Annotated in this window: 22 protein-coding genes and 1 pseudogene; 6 read left to right on the top strand and 17 right to left on the bottom strand. The window is 72.0% G+C overall.

The genetic code is table 11. From position 1 onward, the window contains the following. The first annotated feature begins 31 nt into the window (after positions 1-31). On the top strand, positions 32-775 hold the full coding sequence (locus tag ACIA6A_RS02500) for a BTAD domain-containing putative transcriptional regulator (protein ID WP_396095608.1): 744 nt from the start codon (positions 32-34) through the stop codon (positions 773-775). 11 nt (positions 776-786) lie between these two features. Here the strand turns inward: ACIA6A_RS02500 and ACIA6A_RS02495 are convergent, their stop codons facing one another. Together ACIA6A_RS02495 and ACIA6A_RS02490 are read right to left on the bottom strand one after the other, a co-directional pair. Continuing rightward, a complete protein-coding gene (locus tag ACIA6A_RS02495) occupies positions 787-1,305 on the bottom strand; it encodes an NADase-type glycan-binding domain-containing protein (protein ID WP_396096427.1) in 519 nt (172 codons plus the stop codon). Positions 1,306-1,407: 102 nt separating this feature from the next. Then, positions 1,408-1,515 (bottom strand): annotated as a pseudogene (locus ACIA6A_RS02490) (zinc-ribbon domain-containing protein); the annotation flags it as partial. Between the two features lie 262 nt (positions 1,516-1,777). On the opposite strand from ACIA6A_RS02490, the gene ACIA6A_RS02485 reads away from it, so the two are divergent. Further along, on the top strand, positions 1,778-2,062 hold the full coding sequence (locus ACIA6A_RS02485; RefSeq protein WP_396095607.1) for a hypothetical protein: 285 nt from the start codon (positions 1,778-1,780) through the stop codon (positions 2,060-2,062). A gap of 580 nt (positions 2,063-2,642) precedes the next feature. Here ACIA6A_RS02485 and ACIA6A_RS02480 read toward each other — a convergent pair. The 8 genes from ACIA6A_RS02480 to ACIA6A_RS02445 form a co-directional block, all read right to left on the bottom strand. Further along, complete coding sequence (locus ACIA6A_RS02480; protein ID WP_396095606.1) at positions 2,643-3,194, bottom strand: phage tail protein; 552 nt, start codon at positions 3,192-3,194, stop codon at positions 2,643-2,645. Further along, positions 3,191-5,140, bottom strand: coding sequence for a putative baseplate assembly protein (locus tag ACIA6A_RS02475; RefSeq protein WP_396095605.1), 1,950 nt, complete (start codon positions 5,138-5,140; stop codon positions 3,191-3,193). Before ACIA6A_RS02475 ends, ACIA6A_RS02480 begins: the two co-directional genes overlap by 4 nt. Continuing rightward, the gene (locus ACIA6A_RS02470) at positions 5,140-5,562 is read right to left on the bottom strand and encodes a GPW/gp25 family protein (protein WP_396095604.1); all 423 of its coding nucleotides are present in this window, start codon (positions 5,560-5,562) and stop codon (positions 5,140-5,142) included. The genes ACIA6A_RS02475 and ACIA6A_RS02470 overlap by 1 nt, the downstream gene beginning before the upstream one ends. A gap of 1 nt (position 5,563) precedes the next feature. After that, positions 5,564-5,908, bottom strand: a complete 345-nt coding sequence (locus ACIA6A_RS02465; protein WP_396095603.1) for a PAAR domain-containing protein — start codon at positions 5,906-5,908, stop codon at positions 5,564-5,566. Positions 5,909-5,930: 22 nt separating this feature from the next. Beyond that, entirely contained in the window at positions 5,931-7,706 is a 1,776-nt protein-coding gene (locus tag ACIA6A_RS02460) for a VgrG-related protein (protein WP_396095602.1), read from the bottom strand. Further along, positions 7,706-8,425, bottom strand: coding sequence for a peptidase M23 (locus ACIA6A_RS02455; protein WP_396095601.1), 720 nt, complete (start codon positions 8,423-8,425; stop codon positions 7,706-7,708). Before ACIA6A_RS02455 ends, ACIA6A_RS02460 begins: the two co-directional genes overlap by 1 nt. Continuing rightward, complete coding sequence (locus ACIA6A_RS02450) at positions 8,425-8,853, bottom strand: phage tail protein (protein WP_396095600.1); 429 nt, start codon at positions 8,851-8,853, stop codon at positions 8,425-8,427. Before ACIA6A_RS02450 ends, ACIA6A_RS02455 begins: the two co-directional genes overlap by 1 nt. Before the next feature lie 67 nt (positions 8,854-8,920). Next, positions 8,921-9,208, bottom strand: coding sequence for a hypothetical protein (locus ACIA6A_RS02445; protein WP_396095599.1), 288 nt, complete (start codon positions 9,206-9,208; stop codon positions 8,921-8,923). Between the two features lie 1,104 nt (positions 9,209-10,312). Between ACIA6A_RS02445 and ACIA6A_RS02440 the strand changes: the two genes are divergently transcribed. The 3 genes from ACIA6A_RS02440 (at position 10,313) to ACIA6A_RS02430 (ending at position 11,495) form a co-directional block, all read left to right on the top strand. After that, entirely contained in the window at positions 10,313-10,792 is a 480-nt protein-coding gene (locus ACIA6A_RS02440) for a hypothetical protein (protein WP_396095598.1), read from the top strand. Positions 10,793-10,800: 8 nt separating this feature from the next. Further along, entirely contained in the window at positions 10,801-11,025 is a 225-nt protein-coding gene (locus tag ACIA6A_RS02435) for a hypothetical protein (RefSeq protein ID WP_396095597.1), read from the top strand. 113 nt (positions 11,026-11,138) lie between these two features. Further along, positions 11,139-11,495, top strand: coding sequence for a hypothetical protein (locus ACIA6A_RS02430; RefSeq protein WP_396095596.1), 357 nt, complete (start codon positions 11,139-11,141; stop codon positions 11,493-11,495). A 1,641-nt stretch (positions 11,496-13,136) separates the two neighbouring features. Here ACIA6A_RS02430 and ACIA6A_RS02425 read toward each other — a convergent pair. Genes ACIA6A_RS02425 through ACIA6A_RS02410 form a run of 4 tightly spaced genes read right to left on the bottom strand, consistent with a single transcriptional unit; the run spans position 13,137 to position 15,771 of the window. Then, positions 13,137-13,295: a DUF6760 family protein gene (locus ACIA6A_RS02425; RefSeq protein WP_396095595.1), complete on the bottom strand. Its 159-nt coding sequence runs from the start codon at positions 13,293-13,295 to the stop codon at positions 13,137-13,139. Next, a complete protein-coding gene (locus ACIA6A_RS02420; protein ID WP_396095594.1) occupies positions 13,292-13,747 on the bottom strand; it encodes a hypothetical protein in 456 nt (151 codons plus the stop codon). Before ACIA6A_RS02420 ends, ACIA6A_RS02425 begins: the two co-directional genes overlap by 4 nt. Beyond that, complete coding sequence (locus ACIA6A_RS02415) at positions 13,744-14,184, bottom strand: phage tail protein (RefSeq protein WP_396095593.1); 441 nt, start codon at positions 14,182-14,184, stop codon at positions 13,744-13,746. The genes ACIA6A_RS02420 and ACIA6A_RS02415 overlap by 4 nt, the downstream gene beginning before the upstream one ends. A 33-nt stretch (positions 14,185-14,217) precedes the next feature. After that, on the bottom strand, positions 14,218-15,771 hold the full coding sequence (locus tag ACIA6A_RS02410) for a phage tail sheath family protein (RefSeq protein ID WP_396095592.1): 1,554 nt from the start codon (positions 15,769-15,771) through the stop codon (positions 14,218-14,220). Positions 15,772-16,108: 337 nt separating this feature from the next. On the opposite strand from ACIA6A_RS02410, the gene ACIA6A_RS02405 reads away from it, so the two are divergent. Further along, complete coding sequence (locus tag ACIA6A_RS02405; RefSeq protein WP_396095591.1) at positions 16,109-16,618, top strand: DUF4157 domain-containing protein; 510 nt, start codon at positions 16,109-16,111, stop codon at positions 16,616-16,618. Between the two features lie 55 nt (positions 16,619-16,673). On the opposite strand, the gene ACIA6A_RS02400 is transcribed toward ACIA6A_RS02405, so the two are convergent. From ACIA6A_RS02400 to ACIA6A_RS02390, 3 genes are read right to left on the bottom strand one after another with little or no spacing between them, the layout of a single operon-like run. Next, positions 16,674-18,713 (bottom strand): ATP-binding protein, encoded by a 2,040-nt coding sequence (locus ACIA6A_RS02400; protein ID WP_396095590.1) that lies wholly within the window; start codon positions 18,711-18,713, stop codon positions 16,674-16,676. Then, positions 18,710-19,429 carry a DUF4255 domain-containing protein gene (locus ACIA6A_RS02395; RefSeq protein ID WP_396095589.1) on the bottom strand — a complete coding sequence of 240 codons (720 nt, stop codon included), beginning with the start codon at positions 19,427-19,429 and terminating at the stop codon, positions 18,710-18,712. The genes ACIA6A_RS02400 and ACIA6A_RS02395 overlap by 4 nt, the downstream gene beginning before the upstream one ends. Further along, the gene (locus ACIA6A_RS02390) at positions 19,426-22,551 is read right to left on the bottom strand and encodes a CARDB domain-containing protein (RefSeq protein WP_396095587.1); all 3,126 of its coding nucleotides are present in this window, start codon (positions 22,549-22,551) and stop codon (positions 19,426-19,428) included. The genes ACIA6A_RS02395 and ACIA6A_RS02390 overlap by 4 nt, the downstream gene beginning before the upstream one ends. Between the last annotated feature and the right edge of the window lie 96 nt (positions 22,552-22,647).

The following is a 22,647-nucleotide window of genomic DNA, read 5'->3' as shown; positions in this document are numbered from 1 at the left end:
GTGCCCGCCGACGAGACAGGGAGAAGAGAGCATGCTGCGCTGGTACTGCTTCGGTGGGTTCCGGGTCGAGGCCGACGGACGGGAACTCGACCTCGCCCTGATCCGCCCCCGCAGCCGTGCTCTGCTGCGCTATCTGGCGGCGGCCGGCGGACGGGCCGTACACCGGGAACAGATCCTCGACGCGCTCTGGCCCGAACTCGGCCGGACCAACGCCGTCAACAGCCTGCACGTCGCGGTGTCCACCCTGCGGACGTTCCTCGAACCGGGCGTGGCCCGCGGTGCCTCCCGCTACATCATCCGCGACGGCCCCAGTTACCGCCTGGCGATCGACGACCCGGCGGACTGCGACGTGACCGCGTTCCTCGAGGCGGACCGCGCCGCCCGGCACGCGGCGGCGACCGGCAGCCCCGCCGAGGCGACCCGGCTGCTGCGCTTCGCCCTGCACAGCTACACCGGTGACCTGCTGCCCGAGGAGGGCCCGTCCGAGTGGGCGGTCGCCGACCGCGAGCGTTACCGTTCCCGGGCCGCGGACGCCGCCGGCCTGCTCGCCGAGCTCGAACTCGACTCCGGCCGGCCGGTGGCCGCCACCAACGCGGCCCGCCGCGCCCTGGAACTCGACGACCACCACGACGCGGGCTGGCGCCTGCTCATCGCCGCGCAGCAGCGGGCCGGCGACCACGCCGCCGCGGCGCGTACCCGCAACCGTTACGAGCGCGTGCTGCTCACCCTCGACGTGGCGGCGGCACACGCCGTGCTCGGCGGCCGGGCCGCCTGACCGGTGACGGGTCACGGCCGCCGGAACACCTCGATCTCCGCGATCGCCGGAACCCGCCCCTGAGCCAGGTCGTACCCCGACTCGATCGTCACCCGGATCCGCGTGACATCCCCGACGGCCATCGAGAAGTTCTGCGGCCCGGCATGATCGGACAGGTGCAGCCGCTGGTCGGTCCGCACGTCCGCGGGAGTCCACATCGACACCACCAGATCGGCCGGGCGCCCCGCGCCGAGATACAGATCCTGCTCCGGGGAAACCCCGCCGGTGACGATCATCTCGAGCACCCGGACCGGCTGATCGAACGTCATCTCCACCCACTGACCGGTACTTTTACCCTTCGCGGGAGCCCAGAACCGGTTGCTCAACCCGTCGGTGACCAGCCGCGCCGGATGCCCGGGAGCGGCGCTGGACGCCTTGAGGTCACCCGGAGTGGTCAGCACCGGCTTGGCCAGCTTGTCCCGCACGGCGTCGACCAACCGGGGCCCGTACTGAACGGCGGCCCAGGCGGCGAGCGCCAGCAGAGCGAGCACCAGAATGACGGCGAGCCACCGACGCCACCGGCCACGCCCCTTCGGCCACCGGAACCGGAACCGCCGCTTCTCCTTCTCAGCGGCCACCGCCGGAGCCAGCGAACTCCCACAATGCCGGCAGAACGCCCGCCCGGCGGGATTGGCCGTCCCGCAGACCGGACAGATGACCTGGCCGGCCGTACTCTCGGTCTCGCTGAAATCCCGCAGCACGGGCCGGGGAGCAACCCGCTTACCCGGCTGCACTGCCGCCGGCTGATCGCCGACGCCGGGCGGGGCCGCGGCGGCGGAGGCCGGGCTGGTGCGGACAGCTGCCCGCTTATGAGCCTCAGGCACAGGTACGACGAGAGCGGCCGCCCGATTCCGGACACCCGGAGCCGAGCCCGGCCCCGACCCCGGCGTGTCAGTCGCCCCGGCAGCTCCACCGTGGACTTTCGCCGGATCGGCGGCGGACTCACCGGTCGCATCCACGCCGGTGGCCGGAATCGCCGAGGCTGGCTGCTCTGATGTGCTGTCGACTGCCGCGTTGCCGACGGATGAGGTCGTGGCGCCCGACCGCGCCGGCTCGGACGGCACCGCGGGCGTGACGGTGGGGGTCGACTCCCCGGTGGCTGCCGACTTGTCGGGTTCGCCCGCGCCCTTCGACTCAGCCGGATCGCCAGTGGTGGAGAGTGCCGGCGGCGTGGTCTCCCCAGAGGCCGACGGTTTGCTCACCGTACGTGACCCGGTGGTCGCCGCATCTTCCGCCGGCCTGCGCTGAGCCGGCATGTCGGAGTCCGGGTCGGGCTTGCTGTCCTTTTTGTGTAGTCGGCCGAGGAAGCCCTTGGCCACAGGCCGGTCTTCCCGCTCCGGCGCGACCTCTTCCGCCGAAGCTCTCACCGCCGGTGCCGCTGCCCTGGCCGGTGCTTCCGTAACCTCTGGGCCCGTGCCCGCCGTGCCCGCCGTGCCCGAGGGGGTCTCCGTGCCCGAGGGGGTCTCCGTGCCCGAGAGGGCCGTGCTTGCCGGCGCCGGGTTCGCCGGGGCTGCAACCGCCGGCGCCGTGGTCGGGACCGGGGCAGGCGCGGTGACCGGATTCGGGTCGGGCGTCGAGGCCGGATCCGGGTCGGGCGTGGGAACCGGGACGGAGGTGGGAGTGGGAGTCGGAGCAGGCGCGGTGACCGGGGTCGGAGCCGGAGCCGCGGCGCGGGTCGGCGCGGGGGCTGAGACCGGAGTGGGGGGAGGGTTGACCGGGGGTGGGGGCGTGGCCGGTTCTGCCGTTCCCCAGTCCAGGAAGGATCCGCAGACGCCGCAGAAAGCGTCACCCGGGGTGACCGGGGAGCCGCAGTTGTCGCACAGGTTCATCAGGTGGCCGCCGGGAGGACTTCGATGGTGCACGGGACGTGGGCCGGACGGTTCGCCGCCACGAATTCGCGGAGGCGTTCGGTGAGCAGCGCGGTGGGATCCGGCACGTGGACGCGTACCAGAAGGTCTGCCTGTTCCCGGCCGGGCAGTGGGCTGCCCGGCGTGGCCGACCACGACGTGCCGCCGCTTTCCAGGATTTCCGCGTCGATGCCGAACGTTTCCTTGATCTCGGCCCGCAGACCGGCCGCCGTGCCCCGGATCCGGTGGGCGGCGACCGCGTGGGTGACCGCGGCCCGGCGCTGGTCGAGCGGCCAGTCGCGGCCCGCGTTGGCACCGACCCAGCCGGCCAGCCAGTCGACGAAGTCGCCGGGGGCGAGGTCCGGTGAGAGGTAGGCCCAGAGGTTGTCCAGGGTGGCGTGCACCGGCGCGAGGACCCGGTCGAAGCCGTCGGTCAGGCGCTGGGTGAGGTCGTCGTCGGCGTAGACCGCGGGCAGGCGTTTGCCGAGCGGGTCGGGGGAGAGCAGGTCGGGGACCGCGGCCCGGTCGCTCATCGTTCCTCCACCCGGATCTGGTGCTGATGGGAGAAGACCAGGGCGTGCCGGTCCAGTTCGATGCGGGTGACCTCGTCGCCGCGCCGGCCGGTGAGCGGGTCGGCGGGGAACATCCGGACCTCTTCGACGACCTCGACGCCGGAGAGGCGTTGCAGGACGCCGAAGACCTCGCCGGAGTGGACCGGGCGGCCGAACGGCCAGCCGCGGCCGTCGGGGCCGCCGCGGACCGGGTCGAGGTAGCGGTACAGGGCGGCCTCGGCCTCGGCCCGCAGGCGCACCGCGGATGCGTCCGGGCGGGGCTGGAGCCGGGCGACCACGGTGACACCCTGGTAGAAGGGCGGTTCGACGAGGAGGCGGGCGCCGATCGGGCGGCGGACCTCGAGGTGGTCGGCGATGGTGGACAGCATGCTGTCGCTGGGCACCAGATCCTCGAACTCGATGCGGCCGGCATCGTCCGGCACGACGGCCGGCACCACCAGCAGGCGCACCCCACCGGCGTCGCTGCCGTCACCGGCGGGCAGGCAACGGACCCGGGCCGCGGCGGGTGCCGCCTGCCGGGCCAGCAGTTCGTAGTCGGCGGCGGTCACCGCCCGGTCCTGGGCGCGCAGCTGCACCGGTCCGCGCAGGCGGCCCTCGGCCACCGTCTCACCGTCGACGCCACCGAGGGCGGGCCCACGATTCTCGACCACACTCACGTACGGGATGGAGCTGCGCAGCACCGAGAGCGCGCGCCGGGCCACATTGCCCTCCCGGCCGCCGCCGGTGCGGTAGCGCCGGATCCGGATCCGGGCGCCGACCGTGGGCACCGCGCCGTACTGCCGCAGCGTGCCGTCGGCGAGCCGCACCGCCGGTCCGAACTGGATCTCGCCGCTGGTGCGTTCCACGATGATGTGCCGGTCGAACAGCTCGGAGCTGCCGAAATTCTCGACCTCGTCCCAGCGGACCCAGCCGTCGCCGTCCGACGTCTCGACGACCAGCGGTTCGGCGTCGGCCACGATCGGGGGACGGGCCACGACGAACCGCTGACCGGGTACGCCCTCCGCCTCACCCAGGAGTTCGTCCAGCACCGCCTCGGCGTGCATGGCGGTGACCGTGCCACCGATGGTCGACACGGTCACGGCCCGCACGGTCGGCGACTGGGCGTAGAAAGGCTGGTCCGGCTGCGGTTCGATGAGCCGGCAGCGGATCCACGCGGCCTGCTGACCGGCCTGGACCGAGACGACGTGGCCGGCCGGGACGTGCAGGATCACGTCGCCCGGCTTGTTGAGGCCACCGGTGTCGTCCCGGTCGACCTCGCACGCGGTCCAGCCGTCGCCGGTCCACGCCTCCCAGACGAGCGGGGGCTGACGCGGGTCGACACCGACACCCTCGACGCGGCTGTCGAGTTCGAGGAGCACCGCGTTGGACGGTACCGCCGCGGACAACCCGATCAGCATGCTGTCACCGATCACCGGGGTCTCCTGGAACACCGGGGTGTCCCGGCCCTCCTCGACGCCGTCGAGCAGGTTGACCGGGGGACCTGCGGCCGGGTGGCGGCGCAACCGGGTGAGGTGGCTCGGCACGATGGGCAGGTCGGCGACCGTGGTGAACGCCACGGCCTCCTCGGTGGTGGTGCGCTCGGTCGCGATCTCGGTGCCGGCGGCGATCACCACCTGCTGTTCCTGGGCGCCGGACAGCCAGAACGTGACGTCGCCGCGGGCCGGGGCGGGCGGGAACAACCGCACCCCGATCAGGTCGAGGAACGCCAGGTAGTTCTTCTCCGGCACCCGGTTCAGCCGGTAGATCAGCTGGTCGGCCATGTGCGCGAACGCCTCGATCAGCGTCACGCCCGGGTCGGAGACGTTGTGGTCGCTCCACTCCGGGGCGCGCTGCTGGATGAACCTCTTGGCCTCGTCGACGAGCTGCTGGAATCGCCGGTCGTCGAGGTTGGGGGAGGGGAGCGGCATCAGACGGCACTCTCTTCGACGGTGTCGTCGTGCGACGGGATGACATAGAACGGGAAGACCAGGTTCCGGGGGTCGTTGGTGCCCCGGATCGTGTATTGCACGTCGATGTAGAGCACACCGGCGTCCTCGTCGTCGAAGCCCACCACGACGTCGGTGACGTCGATGCGCGGCTCCCACCGGTCGAGCGATCGTCGTACCTCAAAAGCGATCTTGCCCGCGGTCTCCTCGTCGGCGGGCGCGAACACGTAGTCGTGCACGCCGCAGCCGAACTCGGGACGCATCGGGCGTTCGCCGGGGGCGGTGGCCAGGATCAGCCGGATCGCCTCGACGATCTCGCGTTCCCGGCTGACCAGGGCGATGCCGCCGGTCGCGTCGACGCGCAGCGGGAAGGCCCACCCACTGCCGATGAACTGTTCTGCCATCTCAACCCCCGATCAGGACGTTCGGCGCGCCGGCGATGATGCGGGCGTTGCAGACCACCTGGTCGAACTGGCGGGCGGCGGGGAGCCCGCCGATCAGCACCTGGCCACCGATCCGCGGCGGCACCGGCGGTTTCACGAGGTTCGTCACGAGCAGCTGGTAGTGCGGGGTGCAGACCGCCATCGTGCCGACCACCGCGGCCGGCTTGCCACCGATGAGCACGGTCGGGACGCCGGCCAGCGGGGGCACGCCGGGGCCACCGACGACACCGGTGGGCGGGCCGGGGGTGATCGGGGTGGCCAGATCGCTGATCGGGTCGCCGATGCGGGCGGCGGGAAAATGCGGCATGGTTACGGCTCCTCGTCCCCGGTCAGTTCAGTCTCACGATGGGCGCGCGGACGCTCGCCGTGGCGGTGCCGGTGATGTTGACCGCGCTGCCGCGCATGTTCAGCATCCCGGGACCGGCATCGATGTCGATCCCGTTCCCCTTGATCTTGACCCGGTTCGTGGCCTCGATCGTCACGTTGCCGTCGCTGTGCACGACGATCGTGGTCTTCGCCCGGTCCAGGTGCACGTACAGCTTGTCCTTGGCGGTCGCCAGCCGGACACCCTTCAGCGCGGTGCGGTCGTCGAGCAGCTCGACCCGGTCGTCGGCCCGGTTGCCGAACGACCGCCGGTTCACCTTGCCGGTGGTCGGGTCGATCAAGTTGCCCTTGTGGTCCTTCGAGGGGTCGTCCTTGCCGTTGTAGAGACCGCCGATCACGTACGGCCGGTCGAGCAGCCCCTGCTCGAAACCGACCAGCACCTCGTCGTTGATCTCCGGCGAGAAGACCCCGCCGCCACCGACCCCGCCCAGCTGCACCGTGCGCACCCAGTCGGTCTGATAGTCGGCGTCGTCGGTCAGCCACGGGAACCGCAACCGCACCATGCCCTGGTTCTTACGGGCGGTCGCCTTCCCGCCCCGGCCGGCACCGGCCTTCGTGTCGGTGACGATCCCGATGGCCATCCCCGGGATCCGCAACGGCCGGACCGCCGCGGAGGCACCACCGGCCAGACCGTAGACCGAGCGGTCCTGCCGGCCGCTGACGGTCACCCAGGTCTCGTACGACGTCCCGGTCGCGAACGAGTGCCGGCTGGCGGTGATGGTGTACTTACCGTCGAACTCGGGTCCGACCTTCTTCAGCAGCATCGCCACCCCGGCCCGCAGCTCGGGCCGGCCCCGCACCCCGACCTCGAGCTCGGCCAGCGCCGCGGTCACGTCGGCGGCCACCGCCCGGGCCACCACCCCGGTCTCGGCCTCGGTCTCGTAGGGCACGTCGGTCACGTTCAGCCCGGTCGCACCCTTCAGGAACGGCTGTACGGCTTTCACCGGTGTCGTCTTGATGTCGAGCTCGGTGCTGGTCATCGTCTTGACCTCGGTCTTCAACGACTTCTTGCGCACCGGGTCCCAGCCGCGGACGGTCACCGAGGGGACCTGCCCGACGGACGTGACGGTGGACCGTACGGCCAGTACGTTGTCGCCGCCCGAGATGACCTTCGGGCTCTGCTCGGGCGTCATCCCGGCGGCCGGCGCCGTCGAGGCCCGCTCCGCCTTGCGGAAGTAGAACTTCCCGTCGATCATCAGCGCCTCGGCGTCGTTGTCGACCGCGAGCATCTTGAGGAACTCCCAGTCACTGACGTTCGGCTGGGTGATCATGTCGTAGGACCGGGTGAACGCGTCGATCTTCCCGATCGGGATGCCGCCCTGCGAAGCCAGCCGCCGGGCGATCACCGACGCCGTCTGCTTCACGAAACTGCGCACCCGCTGCCCGCGCATCAACCGGTGCGACACGTCGAGGGCCCGGATCACCGAGAACGTCCCGGCGCCGTCGTACTGCGACTCCAGCGTCACGACCTCGCCCTTGAACAGCAGGATCGCGGCCTGCTGCCCCCGGCGGATCCGGACCTGCAGCTTGCTGCCGATGGCCACCCCGGTCTCGCCGTAGAACAGCCCGTTCTCGTCGCGGAACCGCAGCTCCGCCACGGCGGCGAGGTTGGTGCTGTCCTCGACCGTCGCCGACACCAGCCGGCGCTCCCACTTCTTCGGCAGCTGCCCCGGCACGCCGACGATGACGTTGTTGACGTGATCGGTGCCCCGGCCGGCCATCAGTCCACGGCCATGACGTCGAGGGTGTCGATCGCGGGCAGCAGGATCTGCCGTCCCGGCTTCAACCGCACCGGGTCGTCGATGTCGTTCGCCTCGGCGATGACCCGCCACTGGGTCGGATCGCCGTACTCACGGTAGGCGAGCATCTCCAGTGAGTCTCCGGACACCAGCTGATGCACCCGCTGGGCGGACAGGGCGCCGGACGTCGGGTTCTGGCCCGGCGTCGACCCGCTGATCTCGGTCAGCGACAGCGAACAGGCGGCCCGTAACGGCGTACCGTCCGGGTCGAAAAGCTTGTAGGTCGCATTGATCTGACTGACGTAGGAATAGAACGAAACGGTCTGGAACTGTCCCCACGAGAATTTCACCCACGGTGGGGACGGCGCTTTCGCCGCGATGCTCGCCTTGGTCGGCACGACACAGGTCAAAAGCTTTTCCACCCGGTCCTGCACGGACTTGTCATGCGAGCTGGTCGCATCCAGGAAAACCTCGAGACTGAGGGTACGCGGACCCGAGCCGCTGAATTCGGCGACGCCCACGTCCTCGGCGGACCGGGCCACGTGCGGGATCCAGTTCGCCGACTTGCTCAACGACAGCTGATTCGGGTTGAACATGAACGTGATCGGCCCGCCCAGCGGCCCGCCCGGCTGATCGCCACCGGCCGGCGGCGGCTGGAACAACTGCAGGCTGGCGGAGACCTTCCCGGTTCGCGCCGCCATCAGTCGTCCACCTCCGAGAAGCCGTGATAGGCCAGCTCGATGGACTCCGACGCGACCTGCGACTGACCCGGGTTGAACGTCGGCCCGGACCAGCGGACCAGCACGACATCGGCGAGTCCCCACTGGACCAGCAGATCCCGGTTCGGCTTGAGCGCGGCGATCTCGGCGGTGCCGCGGCTGACCTTGCGGGGCAGCTTCGACAGATACTTGAACACCTTCTCGGTGTCGTCGGTCAGCGGCCGGGTCAACGTCACGTTCGAATACACCAGCCGGGACGGCAGCTGCCAAACGAAATCATTGTTGCCGCCCTCCTGGTGCGCTTCCAGTTCAACCTGGATGCCGAGCCCGTCACAGGTGTTCCACTCGCCGAGATCGATACCATCGATGTTCAGCCGGAAGTGGACGCTGGTCCCCGGGTCGTCGCTCATGTCGTCCTCCGCCGCTTCTTCATTGCCCGCTGCCGCTTCTGATCGCCGTCATACCCGCTGCCGGCTGTCATCGCCAGCCGTCCCGAAGCCGGCCGGCCCGCTCCCGGTTGGTACGCATCTCGGCCCGGATCATCCGCTGCAACGGCTCGGTCAACCGATGCGCCAGCACATCGATGTGCTCCCGCTGGAACAGCTTGATCAGCTTAAGCAGCAGCCGGTCGTCCATCTTCTGCACCAGCCCGTCGACGTGCTGGTCCGTCATCTTCCGGATCAGGGTGTCCACATGCAGGTCGGTCAGCTTCCCCACCAGCTGGGCAAGATGCTTGTCCTGCAGTGCGTTGACCACCGCGTCCACATCGGAGGCCTTGATCGCAGGCCGCCCGGAACTCTCCACCCGTGGCGCTGCCTCAACCGGTGCGGGCGGCGGAACAACCGGTGCCGCCTGCCGCTGCACCACAGCGGCCCGCGCCGACTCGGCCCCGGCCCCGGCCTGCCACGCCGCGGCAACCGCGGCGGCCACCCCGGTGCCGGACCCACCGGCCGCCCGAGTCAGCGGGGTGGCCCCACCGGCGGAACCCCGGCCCGGCGCCCCCGGCGGGTCACTGACGGAAGCAGCCCGCTGCACCACCGACGGCGAACCCGGCGTGCTCCGATGCCCTGCGGGACGCGGCCGGACGACATCCCGCGCGACGACAGCACCGGACCCGGCCCGGTACGTCGGTGCCACCACCGGCACGGCCTCGGCAGACTGGCGCATGACCATCGCCGCCGGCCCGCCCACGGCACTACCGCCAGGGCCTCCGGCATCTTGAACCATTGCCGGACCGCTACCGTCCGCAGGCTGCCCACCCGAGCGCGCCGGCCTTCGCAGCGGCTGTGCGCCGAACCGTGACGCTCTGCTGATGACAGACGGGCCTTGCTGTGCAGTCGCGCCCGGCGCCCGGTTGCCGGCCTGCAGCGCATTCCCGCCATCCGATGAAGCCGGGACGCCGGCACCCTGAGCCGACTGCCCCCCGGCCCGCGGTGACTGTCCAAAAGGCTGCGACGGGTGACCCTCGGCCGGCGGCACCTGGTACACGGCCCGCGCCAGCGGTGCATCGAGCCGGGCCTGCTGCCCGTCTTGAGCTTGTTGCCCGCTCTGAGCTTGTTGGCTGCTCCGGGCTCGTCCGCCGTTTTTTGCTTGTTCGCTGTTTTCCGTATGTGCGCCACCCTGCGCCGGTCCGGTCCCAGCTTGGTGGCCACCCTGAGCCGGCCGGCCCAGCGCCGGCCGGCCCAGTGCCGGCGGAGTGATACCCGCCCGCTGTACCTGCCCGCCCGATCGAGGCGTCTGCCCACTTGATCGCGGGTCCTGTCCACCCGGTCGAGGGGCAGGAACGCTGCCCGATGGCCGCTGAGGACCCAGCTGCACGACCCGGTTGACGGCCGGAGTGCCCGGCGCGATGCTGCCACCCTGCGCGGATTGACCACCAGGCGCGGCTGCCCGGTTGACGACGAGGGGCGACGGACCACCCACCTGCGCCGCCTGCCCCGCGCCCAGCCCGCCGTCCTGCCCTACGCTCCGCCCGCGGCCCGCGCTCTGTCCACGGCCGGCGCTCTGCCCACTGCCGGCACCCTGCCCAGGGCCTGTGCTCTGCGCGCTGCCCGGACCTGCGCTCTGCGTGCCGCCGGGGCCGGCGCTCTGCGTGCCGCTGGGGCCGGCGCCCTGTGTGCCGCCCGGGCCAGTGTTACGCCCGGACTGCCCGGACTGCCCGGACTGCCCGGACTGCCCGGACTGCCCGGGCTGCCCGGGCTGCCCGCCTGTGAGCAGTGGCCGCCCTTCTGCCGCCGACCGCCCTCCCTGGGGTGCCGGTCCACCGATCCGCGGCGCTCGCTGAGCCGGCTGCACCACCCGGCCGACGACCTGAGCCGACTGCCCGCCCACCGGCACGGTCGGGGCTGACTGCCCGCTTGCCTGATCTGACGGCCTGTTTGCCGGGGCTGACTGACGGCCCGATCGGCCTGCCTGACCATCCGCGCGCGCTGTTTGACCATCAGCTCGCGCTGCCGGACCACCTGCTCGCGCTGTTTGACTGCCTGCCGCGGTCAGCTGACCGCCTGCCTGAGCACTGCCTTGCGCTGACCGAGCGCCCGGACCCGTTGCCTGGCCGGCGGCCCGGGGTGCCCCATCGCTAACCCGCGGTGACTGTCCCCCTGCGAAAGGCAACTGTCCGTCCGTACGAGGTATCCCGGCGTCCCGACCTCCCGCCCGTGACGGCTGAACCGCGGCAGAACCGGACCGTGCGCGCATGACCGGATTCGTCATGGGCGCCGGCGTCGCTGATGCCGGCAGGGCGGACAACGGTGCACCCAGACCCAGCCGACCCGAACCTCCGGCTGATACCGACTTCCCGGACGTCGCCGAGCCTTTGGCCGATGCTGAAGATCCGGACGATGCTGAAGATCCGGACGAGGAGGAAGGTCCGGACGAGGAGGAACTCCCGGCCTGGGCGGGAACTGCCGGCGACGCGGTGTTCCCGGATGACGGTGCGGTCCCGGTCGGGGCTGATGATGCCAGCCTCTGCACCGGTAGTGCAGCGGCCGGTCGACCATCGGGTGCCGATCCCGGTCCGCCATTGCGACCCGATCCGGCGGTAGCCGCCTGACCATCCAGCCCGGCCATGCGGGAGGAACCCGGCCCACCCGAGGCGGACGGACCCGAGGCGGACGGACCCGAGGCGGACGGACCCGAGGCGGACGGACCCGGGGCGGACGGACCCGGGGCGCCGGAACCTGGACCGCCCGCACCGGAGAGGTTCGTTCGCCCCGGCCCCGGCCCGCGGGGACCAGCCGATCGGGGCTCGCCGGACCGACCCGCCCCCGAGCCGGCCGCGCCGCCCTGGTTGGCCGGGTTGCCCTGGTTGGCCGCGCCGCCCTGGTTGGCCGCGCCGCCCTGGTTGGCCGCGCCGCCCTGGTTGGCCGCGCCGCCCTGGCTGGCCGCGCCGCCCTGGTTGGCCGGGCTACCTGGACCGGCCGGTCCTGACGGCCGCGGTACGACCGGCCTGGCTGAGCTGGGGCCGGTGGGCTTCGCTGATCCTGGTGTGGTCGTGGCAGGGCTGTTGCCGGTCAGCGGATCCGGGCTGCGCTGAACGGTGCCGGGTCCCGGAGGGCCCGTCTGGCTGTTGGCCGCGGCGTTCATCCGCAGGGGAGCGCTGCCCGCCTGGGTGCGGCTCTCCTGCGCGCGGTCGGGGGGCGTGGGGCGGACGGCGTCGGGACCGGCCTGCTCGGGACGGCCCGGGGTGGCGCCTGGTTCACCGGTCGTGGGGCGCGGTGTCACCGGGGGGCTGCTGCGTTGGATCACCGGAGGCGAGGTGCCGGGCCCGGGTGCGGGTGCGGGCCGGCGGGTGGGGCGGTGCGGGTCGGCCGGGCCGAAGCGTGCGGTCCGCGGTGGGCCGTCCATGGGTTCGCCGAGGCCGGGGGAGCGGGGTCGGCGCACCGTGGGAGGGGTCGTGGACGAGCGCTGGGCGGGGGGTCGCGGGCGTTGCGCTGTCTCCGAGTCGTCGGCGGCTTGGCGCTGCACCGTTTCGGGGGCCGGCGGCGAGCTCTCGCCGGCCGGAGCTGTGGTACCGGAGCTGTCCGCGGGGCTTTTGGCCAGGGGGGTCGGGGCAGTGCTGCGCGCGACCGGGGGCCGGGGGTGGGCGGACAGCCGGCGGGTGGGCTCGGCCGGGCTCGACGTGACCATGGCTCGGGAGCGGCCGGAGGGCCGGGGGGTCACCGTCGGTCGCCCGGCACGTCCCTCCGCCGCCGTGGTGGATCCACCGGAAGCCGCCGCCGGGCCGGAAGCCGCCGCTGGGCCGGAAGCCGCCGCTGGGCCGGAAGCCGCCGCTGGGCCGGAAGCCGCCGCTGGGCCGGAAGCCGCCGCGTCGGCTGTCGGGTGCGGAAGGGCCGGACGCCTGGCTGCGGGGCGGGGTGGGCCGGCGGGGCGGAGGAAGTCGCGCATCACCCCGGAAGGGGCGTCCGGGGTGGGGGCGCGGTCGACCGTGGTACGGAACGACGGGTTCTGGCGGGTGCTGAGCCGGGCCGTGAAGCGGTCGCCGTCGCTTACCAGGTGCGTCGGGCGCTCCATGATGGTGGGTCGCAACGGCGGTAGCGACGACCAGCCCGGATCCGGGGCCTCGCGGGCGGCGTTCCCAGCCGGGGCGGGGGTGCCGGATGAAGGCATGCCGGATGAGGAGCCCTCCGACGATGGTGACGGGGGCTCTGTGGGGGGCCTGCGCCCTCGCAGCCTGTCCCATACCGCCATGGTGCTATCGGTCCTCGTTCATCCGGGTGTTGATACGCGCGATCTCCTCGACGTACTGGAGTCGCTCGGTGTGGGTGAGTCCGAGGATCTCCTCGCGCGGCCAGTGGAAGTGGTAGGCGACGTACGCGACCTCCTCGTGGAGCCGGCCGGCCCCGTACGTCACGATTCCCCCAGGCGACCACCGGCCAGGTCGACGTCGAAGGTCGTCTCGCAGGCCGGGCAGGTCACCTCGGCGAGGGTGTGGCCTTCGGCGTTGATCCGGCGGTAGAGATCCTGCAGGAACGCCAGGTCGGAGGCGAACAGCCGCTCGATCGTCTCCGTGCGGATCGTGGTGATGGTGCCGAGCCGGGTCACGACCAGGCTGAGCAGCACCACCGACAGGTATGCCGGGTTCTGCTTGACCCGCACGTCGATCAGCGGCGCGAGCTCGTCACGGGCGGTGGCGAGGCGCATGCTGCCGTCGTGGTGGACCTGGCCGTTCTCGTCGACGTAGCCGCGCGGGAGCTGGAACGTGAACTCGGTCTGCAGTGGCGGTGGTGCCGGGACGACCGGCACCACCGTCTGCTCCGCCGAGAGCATGTCGAGATCTCCGCCGGCGACACTGCGTCGTCTCATCCCGTCGTGATGTCCTCGTAGACGACGGTGACCTTCTCCGTCGCGGCCGTGGCGTCACCGGCCTTCAGGGAGGGGCCTTCCCACTTGTTGGCCCAGGCGTTGATCAGGTTGAAACGCCGTGTCTCCTGGCGCTCGGAGTTGTTGATGATGATGCTGATGTTCTTACGCGCCGAGTCGACCGCACCGTCGAGGAACGTGGTGTTGATCCACTTGGTGAACTCGCCGCTCTGGTCCATGCCGCGGGTGATCGTGCACTCGCCGGCCTTGCGGGCACCGGGGATCTTGCGGATGACCAGCTCGCCGGTCGGGGTCACCTGCTGCACCTCGATGGCGTCCAGCTCGACGGTCAGACCGCTGACTTCCTGGACGTACTCGACCTGGAGACCGCCCAGTTCGATGGAGAAGCTATGGACGATAAGGGGATCGCCACTGGCCATGTCGGCCACCTTTCCGAGTTAGAAGTGCCGCTGTTACTCGTTGACGAGGCTGGTGCTGTCGGAGAACTGCGAGAGCCGGAAGATCACGAACTCGGCGGGCTTGACCGGGCAGATGCCGATCTCGCACACCACCTGGCCGCGATCGATGACCTCGGGCGGGTTCGTCTCGGCGTCGCACTTGACGTAGAAGGACTCGGCGGCGGTCGCGCCGAACAGCGCACCGCGACGCCACTCCTCGGTCAGGAAGGCCGAGATGTTGCGCCGGATCGTGCCCCAGAGGCGCAGGTCGTTCGGCTCGAAGACGATCCACTGCGTGCCGAGCAGCACCGATTCCTCGATGTAGTTGAACAGCCGGCGCACGTTGACGTAACGCCACTCCGGGTCGGAGGACAGGGTGCGGGCGCCCCACACCCGGACCCCACGGCCCGGGAACGACCGGATGCAGTTGACCCCGATCGGGTTGAGCAGGTCCTGCTCACCCTTGGTGATCTTGATCTGCAGGTCGACGACGCCGCGCAGCACCTCGTTGGCCGGAGCCTTGTGCACACCGCGCTCGTTGTCGGTGCGGGCCCAGAGGCCGGCGACGTGGCCGCTCGGCGGCATGTGGACGGCGCGACCGCCGGCCGGGTCGAAGACCTTGATCCAGGGGTAGTAGAGCGTGGCGAACTTGGAGTCGTAGCCCGCCGTCTCCTGGCGCCACTTGCGCACCTGCTGGGCGGTGAGGTCCGGCGGCGGGTCGAGGATCGCCATCCGGTCACCCATCTGCTCGCAGTGCGAGATGATGGCGAGCTGGGCGGCCTTGACGTCCTCGAGGCTGAGCACACCCTGCTGGTAGGCGCCCATCAGGTCGGGGGCCACCACCATGGTGATCTCGTCGAACGCCTCGAGACCGCCCAGACCCGAGCGGTCGTCGACGTCGCCGGCGAACTCGTCGACCGAGAGGCGCGACGGGACGATGTCGGCCGCGGGTGCCGGCGCGGGCAGCGTGACCGACTGGTTGGCGGGCCGGGCGAGGGCATTGGCCGGGGTGGCCTCCTCGAGCGCGATCAGCTTGGACTTCTCACGGACCTGGGCGACCACGTTGGTGTCGGCGCGCCGGCGGAACGAGCCCTCGTAGGTCTCGACCGGGTTGCCGCCCTGGTGGACGACGAGCTTGAACCGGTCGTCACCGGCGCCCTCGGCGTCCGAGTCGACGACCTCGACGGTGATGTCACCGTTGGCGGCGGCCGCGGCGAGCGCGACGGCCCGGAACGTGCCGATCTGCGCGGGCTCGCCGTTCGGCAGGGCCTTCTGGCCGTTGCCGGACGGGGCGCGACCGGTGTTCGAGGCACCGATGCGCACGATGTAGGCGATGCCACCGCCGTTGGCGAAGTATCCGTAGACGGAGCTGGCCAGGTAGGTGCCCTCGACCATGCCACCGAAGAGCGAGACGTACTGGCTCCAGTTGGTGACGAGCGTCGCCTCGTGGAAGGGGCCTTTTTCGGCGAACCCGACGAACGCCGTCACGGCGGTGCCGACACCCTCGATGGGGCGCGAACCGCTCGGCGCCTCCTCCACGTAAACGCCGGGGGACAGGTAAGTCGGCATGCAGAACCCCTTCAGACCTGAAATGGCGAACCCTTGCAGCCTTGCTCCGGTTTTGCCCGCCGCCAAGGTCTCTGTGGACGTCCGTGGGGGCACAATCGTTGCCCCGCAAGGGCAGCCGCCCTCATCGGAACGCGCTGAGCTGGGAAAACGCTGCATCTCAGGAAAAGCGGGGTGTTGCCCCGCAGCGCGGCGGGCTCTAGCGTCGACGTGTCGAGAGGCGGGCGTGATGCGAACCCATCAGCGGGGATCCTCTGCCGGAGGAGACCGGGAACACAAGTCCGCGCCGAAAAGAGAAGCTACCGGTGCCGGCGCGGATCTGCTTGCCCTGCAACGGCAGGTGGGAAACCAGGCGGTCGAGGCGATGCTGACCGCCCAGCGTTCCGACCATCAGCATGGCGCGGGTTGCGGGCACGGCGGTGGCGAGGAGTTCGCGGACCCCGTCGGGGCTCAGCGCGCGGTCAGCAGTGTGCTCAGCTCGGCCGGCCAGCCCTTGGCGGACAACCACCGGTCCAAGTTGGAGAATTCCTTCCAGACCGACCTCTCCGGGGTCCGGGAGCACCGTGGTGCGCAGGCCCAGCGGGCGGCTGCCATGGTGAACGCGCACGCGTTCACGGTCGGTCAGCACATCGTCTACGGCAAGGAATCCCCGGAGATCCAGGCGCACGAGGTCACCCACACGGTCGCCCCGGTCACCTCAGTCGGCACCGACCTGGGCGGCGGCCTCGGCGTCACCAGCCCCAGCCACGCCGGTGAGCGCCTCGCCGCGGAGAACGGCCGCCGCGTCGCCGCCGGCGGCCCCAGCGCCGTCACCGGCCCAGCCCAGCGCCGTGAGGACGACGCCCACTGAACCGGGCCAGGCAGGTGGCAGGAGCCGGGCCAGGCAGGTGGCAGCAGGAGCCGGGTCAGGAGGGCGACGGCAGGAGCCGGCCGAGCTTGCGGTATTCGCGTTCGGCCGAGGCGATCAGGTGGGCCATGGTGACGGGTCCGTCGGCGGCCGCGGCCAGATAGCCCGCGGTGATCGCGCAGGCACGGATGGCGCCGCCGGACAATTCATAGGTACGCGCGCAGCGCCCCAGATCCACGTCGTCCGCCCGCGGGACCTCAGGGCTGAGGCAGTGGTCCCACAGCGCCAGCCGTTGTGTCTCGTCGGGCACGGGGAAGTCGACGATCACGTCGAGCCGCCGGATGAAGGCCTCGTCCAGGTTGGCCCGCAGGTTCGTCGTCAGGATCGCGACCCCGTCGAAGGACTCCATCCGCTGCAGCAGGTAGGCGCTCTCCATGTTGGCGTAACGGTCGTGCGCGTCGCTGACCTCGGACCGCTTGCCGAAGATGGCGTCGGCCTCGTCGAACAGCAGCACACCGTTGACCCCGGCCGCCTCGGTGAAGATGCGTTCGAGATTCTTCTCGGTCTGCCCCACGTATTTGTCGACCACGGTGGACAGGTCCACGACGTACAGGTCGAGTCCCAGGTCGGCGGCGATCACCTCGGCCGACATGGTCTTGCCGGTGCCGGAGTCACCGGCGAACAGCGCGGCCACCCCGCGCCCGCGCCCGCCACCGGGTCGCAGCCTCCACCGGCCGAGCACCTGTTCCCGGTGCCGCACCCGGGAAGCCAGGTCACGCAGCTGGGTGCCGGTGTCGTCGGGCACCACGAGGTCGTCCCATCCCACGCCGGGTTCCACCCGGCGGGCCAGCTGTTCGAGACCGGCCGCGTTCTGGGTACGGACACCGGTGCGCAGGTGCCGGCTGCCGACCCGGGCGGCGCCGGCGACCAGGGCCTGCTGAGCCGCGGCGACCGCGGCCCGCGACGTCTGTGCGGCAGTCAGTGTGTAGGGCGAGAGCTCGCGGGTGACGTCGACGCCGTCGTCGACCCGGGCGCCGTACCCGTCGAGTGCCGCCTGCCAGAGCCGCACCCGCTGGTCCACGGCGATGCTCGGGGCACTCGCCAGGACCGGGGAGTACTCGGCCCAGAACGGGTCCCAGCGGGCCCGGCCGGTCAGCAGCACCGGGACCGGGGCCTCGATCAGCGCGCGGATGGTGCGCAGGTGCGCCGGGTCCACCGGTCCGGCGATGAGGCCCGCCCGGGCGAGCCGGGCCTCCCGGATCACGGCCGCGACCGCCTCCGTGGGCGCCGGGTCGGCGGCCAGGGCCTCGAGGTCGAGGCGCAGGGCCGGGCGCCCGGCTCCGGCCAGTGCCGCGGCGGCGAGCTCGTCGGCGGCCCCCGCGGCGGGATCGTGCACATAGGCCAGCCGGTTGCCGGCGTGCAGCGCGGCCGTGAGCCCGGCCGTCCCGTCGGGCGCCCAGCCGGGGTCGGGCAACGGCCGTAGCAGTCCGGCCAGCCGGGGGTCCGGACGGTCGTCGCCGAGCAGGTGTCCGATGAGCCGGTCCGGCACCCGCAGCAACCGGGTCAGGAACGGCCGGTCCAGGTCCTCGATCAGCAGCAGCCCACCGTCCACGAGCGGGTTGCCGGCGGTGAGCCGGGCGCGGGCCGGGCCCACCATCGGCGGGATGCCGCACAGCTCCAGGGCCAGCCCCACGGTGGCCCGGGGGCGGGTGACGTCGTCGTTGAGGTATCCGTACAGCTTCTCGTAGCGCCGGTCGAGGTCCGGCAGCATCGAGACCAGCAGGATCTCCACGTCGATCGACAGCAGGCCGAAGTCGCGGGCGAGGCGGTCCAGCGCGGACCCGGCGGCCGCGTGCTGGGCGGCCTCCAGCGCCGCGCCGTCGACGAGGTCGGGCAACGGCCCGGCGTCGGGGTCGTCGAGCAGCCGCTGCACCGCCGCCGCGGACAGGTGCAGGCCGCGCAGCGGATCGTCGGGTTCCGGGTCGGTGGACCGGCGGAACTCGACGGCACGGCGTACCCGTCGCTCGACCAGCGCGAGCCGGGTCCGGAGGTAGTCGGATCCGTCCAGCTCGACCCCCTCCGGCGTGGTCGTGGTCATCGCCGTGATCCGGGGATGGGGCGGCTGTCGCCGCGGAGACGGCGCTCGGTGGGCAGGTCACGGTCGCGCGGCCGGCCCATCGGGACCGCCGGGTCGTCCCCGGGGACCTCCGGCAGCCGCAACCGGCGGGTCTCCTCCACCGTGGTGTCGGCGTCGCGGGTCCGCAGCCGCAGGCCGTCGGTGACCAGCGCGCCGGGCCGCATGACGACACCGCCGAGCGGCGCGAGGATCACCAGGTCGAGCGAGGGCTTGAGATTGCCGCCGAGAGCCGTCCAGATGTCGGCCAGGCCGCGGTCCCGCGCCGGTGGGACCGCGATCGACATGGGTACGGGCAACCCGAGCCGGTCGAGCGTGCCGCTCAGCCGGCCCGGGGGCAGCGCGTTGTGCCGGACCAGGCCGCTCAGCAGGATCGACAGCAGGCGGTGTTCGTCCTGGGGGCGGCTCGTCCAGGCGGTCACCAGGTACGACAGGGAGAAGTACCGTGGTGCGTCGTGCTCGGCGATCATCAGGCCGTTCTCGTCGAGCTCGGCGATGGTGCCTTGCTGGCGCAGAGTCACGTCCTCCTGGATGTCGAAGAGGAACAGGTTGACGGTCGGTGCGGTGCGCCGGGCGGACCAGTCCTTGGTGGGGGCGTCGAACGCCACCTGGATGTCCGTGCCGGCCAGGGTCTCCTCGGTCAGGAGTGCCGACAGCGCGGCGTCCACTTCGTCGATCATTTGCGCAGCACCAGGTCGGGCGGCTGCTGGGCCGGCAGGATCACCTGGAAGTCGGCGGTGACCCGGCTGAAGCCCTGGCCGGTGGCGAGCACCTTGCGGGGGCCGAGTTCGTCGCGCCACACCACGAGCAGCTGGGAGTCGAACCTGCCCTCGCCGTTGGCCACGGACGGGTTGGCCGCGGCGGTGATGCCCCGGTCCCAGGCGAGCCGGACGCGGGTGCCCGGGGGGAAGTCGAAGCCCCGGATGATGGTGACGAAGCCGGGCGGCCCGATCTCGGGGGTGGCCTCGATGCGGGGCTGCAGCACCTTGAACTGCGCGGTGACGTTGCGGGCGGCGATGTTGTCGCTGTCGATCGTGCCGCGCACCGTGGTGGTGGTCTTCTTCGGCGGCACCAGCACGAACGTCAGGGTGCTGACCGAGCCCGGGGTCAGGTCGCCGAGCTGGCAGAGGGCGGTGTCGCAGGCACCGGGCCGGGTGACGACCGGGATGCCGCGGGGCAGCTGGGGCTTGATGGTCACGCCGATGGCGGTGCCGTCGCCGACGTTGCGCACCGTGTAACGGACCGTGGTGCGGTGCCCCACGAACGTGGGTGTCGGGTTGACCACGACGCTGACCCGGATGTCCGGCGCTGTCGGGTCGGCGGGCGGGGTGGTCGGCGGGGTCGTCGGGGGAGTCGTGGCCGGCGGTGACGTCGGGGTCGCGGACGGCGGGACGCTCGGCGGGATGCTGGGTGAGGTGGGCGGTGACGACGGTGGCGTGGTCGGCGGCGTCGTCGGTGGGGTGGTCGGCAGGTCCTCCACCGCGATCGGCACCTCGGCGGTGTTGTCCGCCGGGACGGCGTCGCGGAGCCAGCCGTTGGCGCTCCAGCTCAGCGTCACCGGGCCGGGCGCGGTCGCGGTGAGCCGGGCCCGCACCCCGATGGTCCGGCCGGTTCCGGGTGATCCGAGGTCGCAGCGGGCCTCGACGACGTCACAGGGGCCGAGGTCGGATTCCAGTGCGGTCATCTCGAGACCGGCCGGCACGGTGAACTGCACGGTGAGGTTGAACGCCGGCGTCGGTCCCTTGTCGACCACGGTCAGGGACACGTCGGCGGTGTCGCCGACCGTGACGCGGGCCGGGGCCTCGTCGACCGCGGTGGCGACGTCGCTGGCGCGCTGCCAAGCCGGGTATTTGTGGCGCCCGGGGATCTCCCATGTCAGGCCGTGCCGGTAACTGCCGTCCATCGCGTAGGACTTGACGTATTCCGGCGCGTTGACGTCGGTGTAGCGGCGCGAGGTCAGCGCCAGGTGGCTGCCGTCGCCCGAGAAGTCGTACTCGCGCGGGGTGTGCGGTGCGGCGTCCACCCCGTCGGAGGTCTCGCGCAGGGCACCCGTACACGTGCTGTCGCTCGGGAGAAGGACCTGGCAGCTGCCGCCGGCGGTGTCGGTGAGCAGCATGCCGTCCGGCGCCCGGCCGAAGGCGATGGTGTTGCCGTCGGGCGAGAAGGCGGGGCTGTAGTCGGCCCGGCCGACCCCGCCGGAGAGCAGGCTGATGCCGCGCGGAGCGGCGGTGCCCTTGACCGCCCGGACCCAGATCTGACTGTTCCGGCCCTCGCCGTCCGAGCGGCCACGGGTGAACGCGATCTCGGTGCTGTCCGGGGACCAGGCCGGCTCGGTGTCGCCGACCGCGTCGCCGTCGGTGGGGAACGCCGTGACCTCGTCGCCGGTGGCCGCGTCGATCACCCGGATCTGCGCGGGCTGGCCGGCGATCCGGAGCGAGTAGGCGATCATCAGGCCGTCGGGGGACCAGACGGCCTGGGTCTCGCTGCCGCACGCACAGCGGTTCGTGACCGGCTGCAGCTGCGGGTCGGTGCCGTCCGCGTTGACCACCCAGAGCCGGGACACCCGGGCGGCGCCGGTGCCCTCGAAGCGGCTCACGAGGATCTGCTGGGCATCGGGGGAGTACGACGGCCGGGAGGTCCACGGGTCGCCCGCGGAGGGGTTCCACACCAGGTCGGCGTCGGCCGTCGCACCCGGGTCCTCGCGCAGCACGGTGACGTTCAGGTCGCGCGGGTCGGCCGAGTCGGGCCGGACGTCCTGCAGCCCGGCGGTGTACCGGTCGGCCTGGGTGGTCCGGGTGACCATCAGCTGATCGCCGGCGCCGTACCAGGCCGGATTCGTCAGCGACCGGTCCTCGGCGAGACGCAGGTCGGCGCCACAGGGGCACTGGTCGTCGCGGGGGACTCCGGTGTAGAGCCGGTCGATCCCGTCCCGGGTGGTGGTCTCGTGGGTGTTCTGGCTCAGGAACGCCACGGTCTGCCCGTCGGGCGACCAGGCGGGCTGGCGGCTCTCCCATGTGGAGTTGAGCATCAGCCGGTCGTTGCCGCCGGCGAGATCGGAGATGTGGATCTTCCGCTGATCGGTGGTGCCGTGCGGCATCGCCGTCCAGGCGATGAGGCCCCGGGAGGCGACCGGGTTCCACGAGGGCTCACCGGCGCCGCCCTCGACCTGCGTGACGAACCGGGCGCCGGCGGTGTCGTCGGGGGAGATCGCGATGCACCACACCTGGGTGGTGTCCCCGCGCAGGCCCTCGAACGCCAGCTCGGTGCCGTCGGGCGACCATGAGGGCCAGTAGTTGTCCCCGGTGCCGTCGGTGATCCGGCGCGGTGCGGTGGTGCCCGCGACGTCGGCCACGTACAGGTCGCGCTGGCTGTTCACGCCGTCGCGGGTCATCGCGAACGCGACCAGGTCGCCGTTCGGCGAGATCACCGGGTGGCCGGCCACCTGGTTGTCGTCGCGGGTGATCCGGACGATCGGGCCGTCCCCGGCGCGGACGTACACCTGGGCGTACTCCGCGTCCCGGCGGCTCACCCAGGTCACGGTGTCGCCGCGGGCGGACGCCTCGTCGTCGAAGTGGGTGGGACCGGTGCCGAACAGGGGCTCCGACACCGCGGTGGCGCCGTCGCCGGCGACCACCCCGATGGAGCGGTGTCCGGTGCCGATGTAGGCCACCCGAAGATCGGCGGCGGTCGGGGGCGGGTCGCCGGGGGCGGCGTCCGCCTGCGGGACGACCACCGCCCAGGCCCCGGCCGCCGCAACGAGCACGGCCAGGCTCGCGGCCGCGAACGCCTTGTTAATACGCACTACAGCACCTCAGGGAAGACAGGCGGGAAGGGCCATCCTTGCGTTCGTCACCGGTTTCACGCAGCGGACGGCAGGGCAGTCTTGCGGGCAGGATGT

The sequence above is a fragment of the Actinoplanes sp. NPDC051494 genome, from assembly GCF_044454705.1.
Lineage (GTDB): Bacteria > Actinomycetota > Actinomycetes > Mycobacteriales > Micromonosporaceae > Actinoplanes.
Note: the sequence above shows the minus strand (reverse complement) of the source record. Positions and strands in the feature narration are given on the sequence as shown.

Bases quoted from the DNA above. Each gene is read 5' to 3' on its own strand.
- ACIA6A_RS02500 (WP_396095608.1), top strand. From the start codon at position 32: ATGCTGCGCTGGTACTGCTTCGGTGGGTTCCGGGTCGAGGCCGACGGA.
- ACIA6A_RS02480 (WP_396095606.1), bottom strand. From the start codon at position 3,194: ATGAGCGACCGGGCCGCGGTCCCCGACCTGCTCTCCCCCGACCCGCTC.
- ACIA6A_RS02475 (WP_396095605.1), bottom strand. From the start codon at position 5,140: ATGCCGCTCCCCTCCCCCAACCTCGACGACCGGCGATTCCAGCAGCTC.
- ACIA6A_RS02470 (WP_396095604.1), bottom strand. From the start codon at position 5,562: ATGGCAGAACAGTTCATCGGCAGTGGGTGGGCCTTCCCGCTGCGCGTC.
- ACIA6A_RS02465 (WP_396095603.1), bottom strand. From the start codon at position 5,908: ATGCCGCATTTTCCCGCCGCCCGCATCGGCGACCCGATCAGCGATCTG.
- ACIA6A_RS02460 (WP_396095602.1), bottom strand. From the start codon at position 7,706: ATGGCCGGCCGGGGCACCGATCACGTCAACAACGTCATCGTCGGCGTG.
- ACIA6A_RS02455 (WP_396095601.1), bottom strand. From the start codon at position 8,425: ATGGCGGCGCGAACCGGGAAGGTCTCCGCCAGCCTGCAGTTGTTCCAG.
- ACIA6A_RS02450 (WP_396095600.1), bottom strand. From the start codon at position 8,853: ATGAGCGACGACCCGGGGACCAGCGTCCACTTCCGGCTGAACATCGAT.
- ACIA6A_RS02430 (WP_396095596.1), top strand. From the start codon at position 11,139: ATGACCGGATTCGTCATGGGCGCCGGCGTCGCTGATGCCGGCAGGGCG.
- ACIA6A_RS02420 (WP_396095594.1), bottom strand. From the start codon at position 13,747: ATGAGACGACGCAGTGTCGCCGGCGGAGATCTCGACATGCTCTCGGCG.
- ACIA6A_RS02415 (WP_396095593.1), bottom strand. From the start codon at position 14,184: ATGGCCAGTGGCGATCCCCTTATCGTCCATAGCTTCTCCATCGAACTG.
- ACIA6A_RS02410 (WP_396095592.1), bottom strand. From the start codon at position 15,771: ATGCCGACTTACCTGTCCCCCGGCGTTTACGTGGAGGAGGCGCCGAGC.
- ACIA6A_RS02400 (WP_396095590.1), bottom strand. From the start codon at position 18,713: ATGACCACGACCACGCCGGAGGGGGTCGAGCTGGACGGATCCGACTAC.
- ACIA6A_RS02395 (WP_396095589.1), bottom strand. From the start codon at position 19,429: ATGATCGACGAAGTGGACGCCGCGCTGTCGGCACTCCTGACCGAGGAG.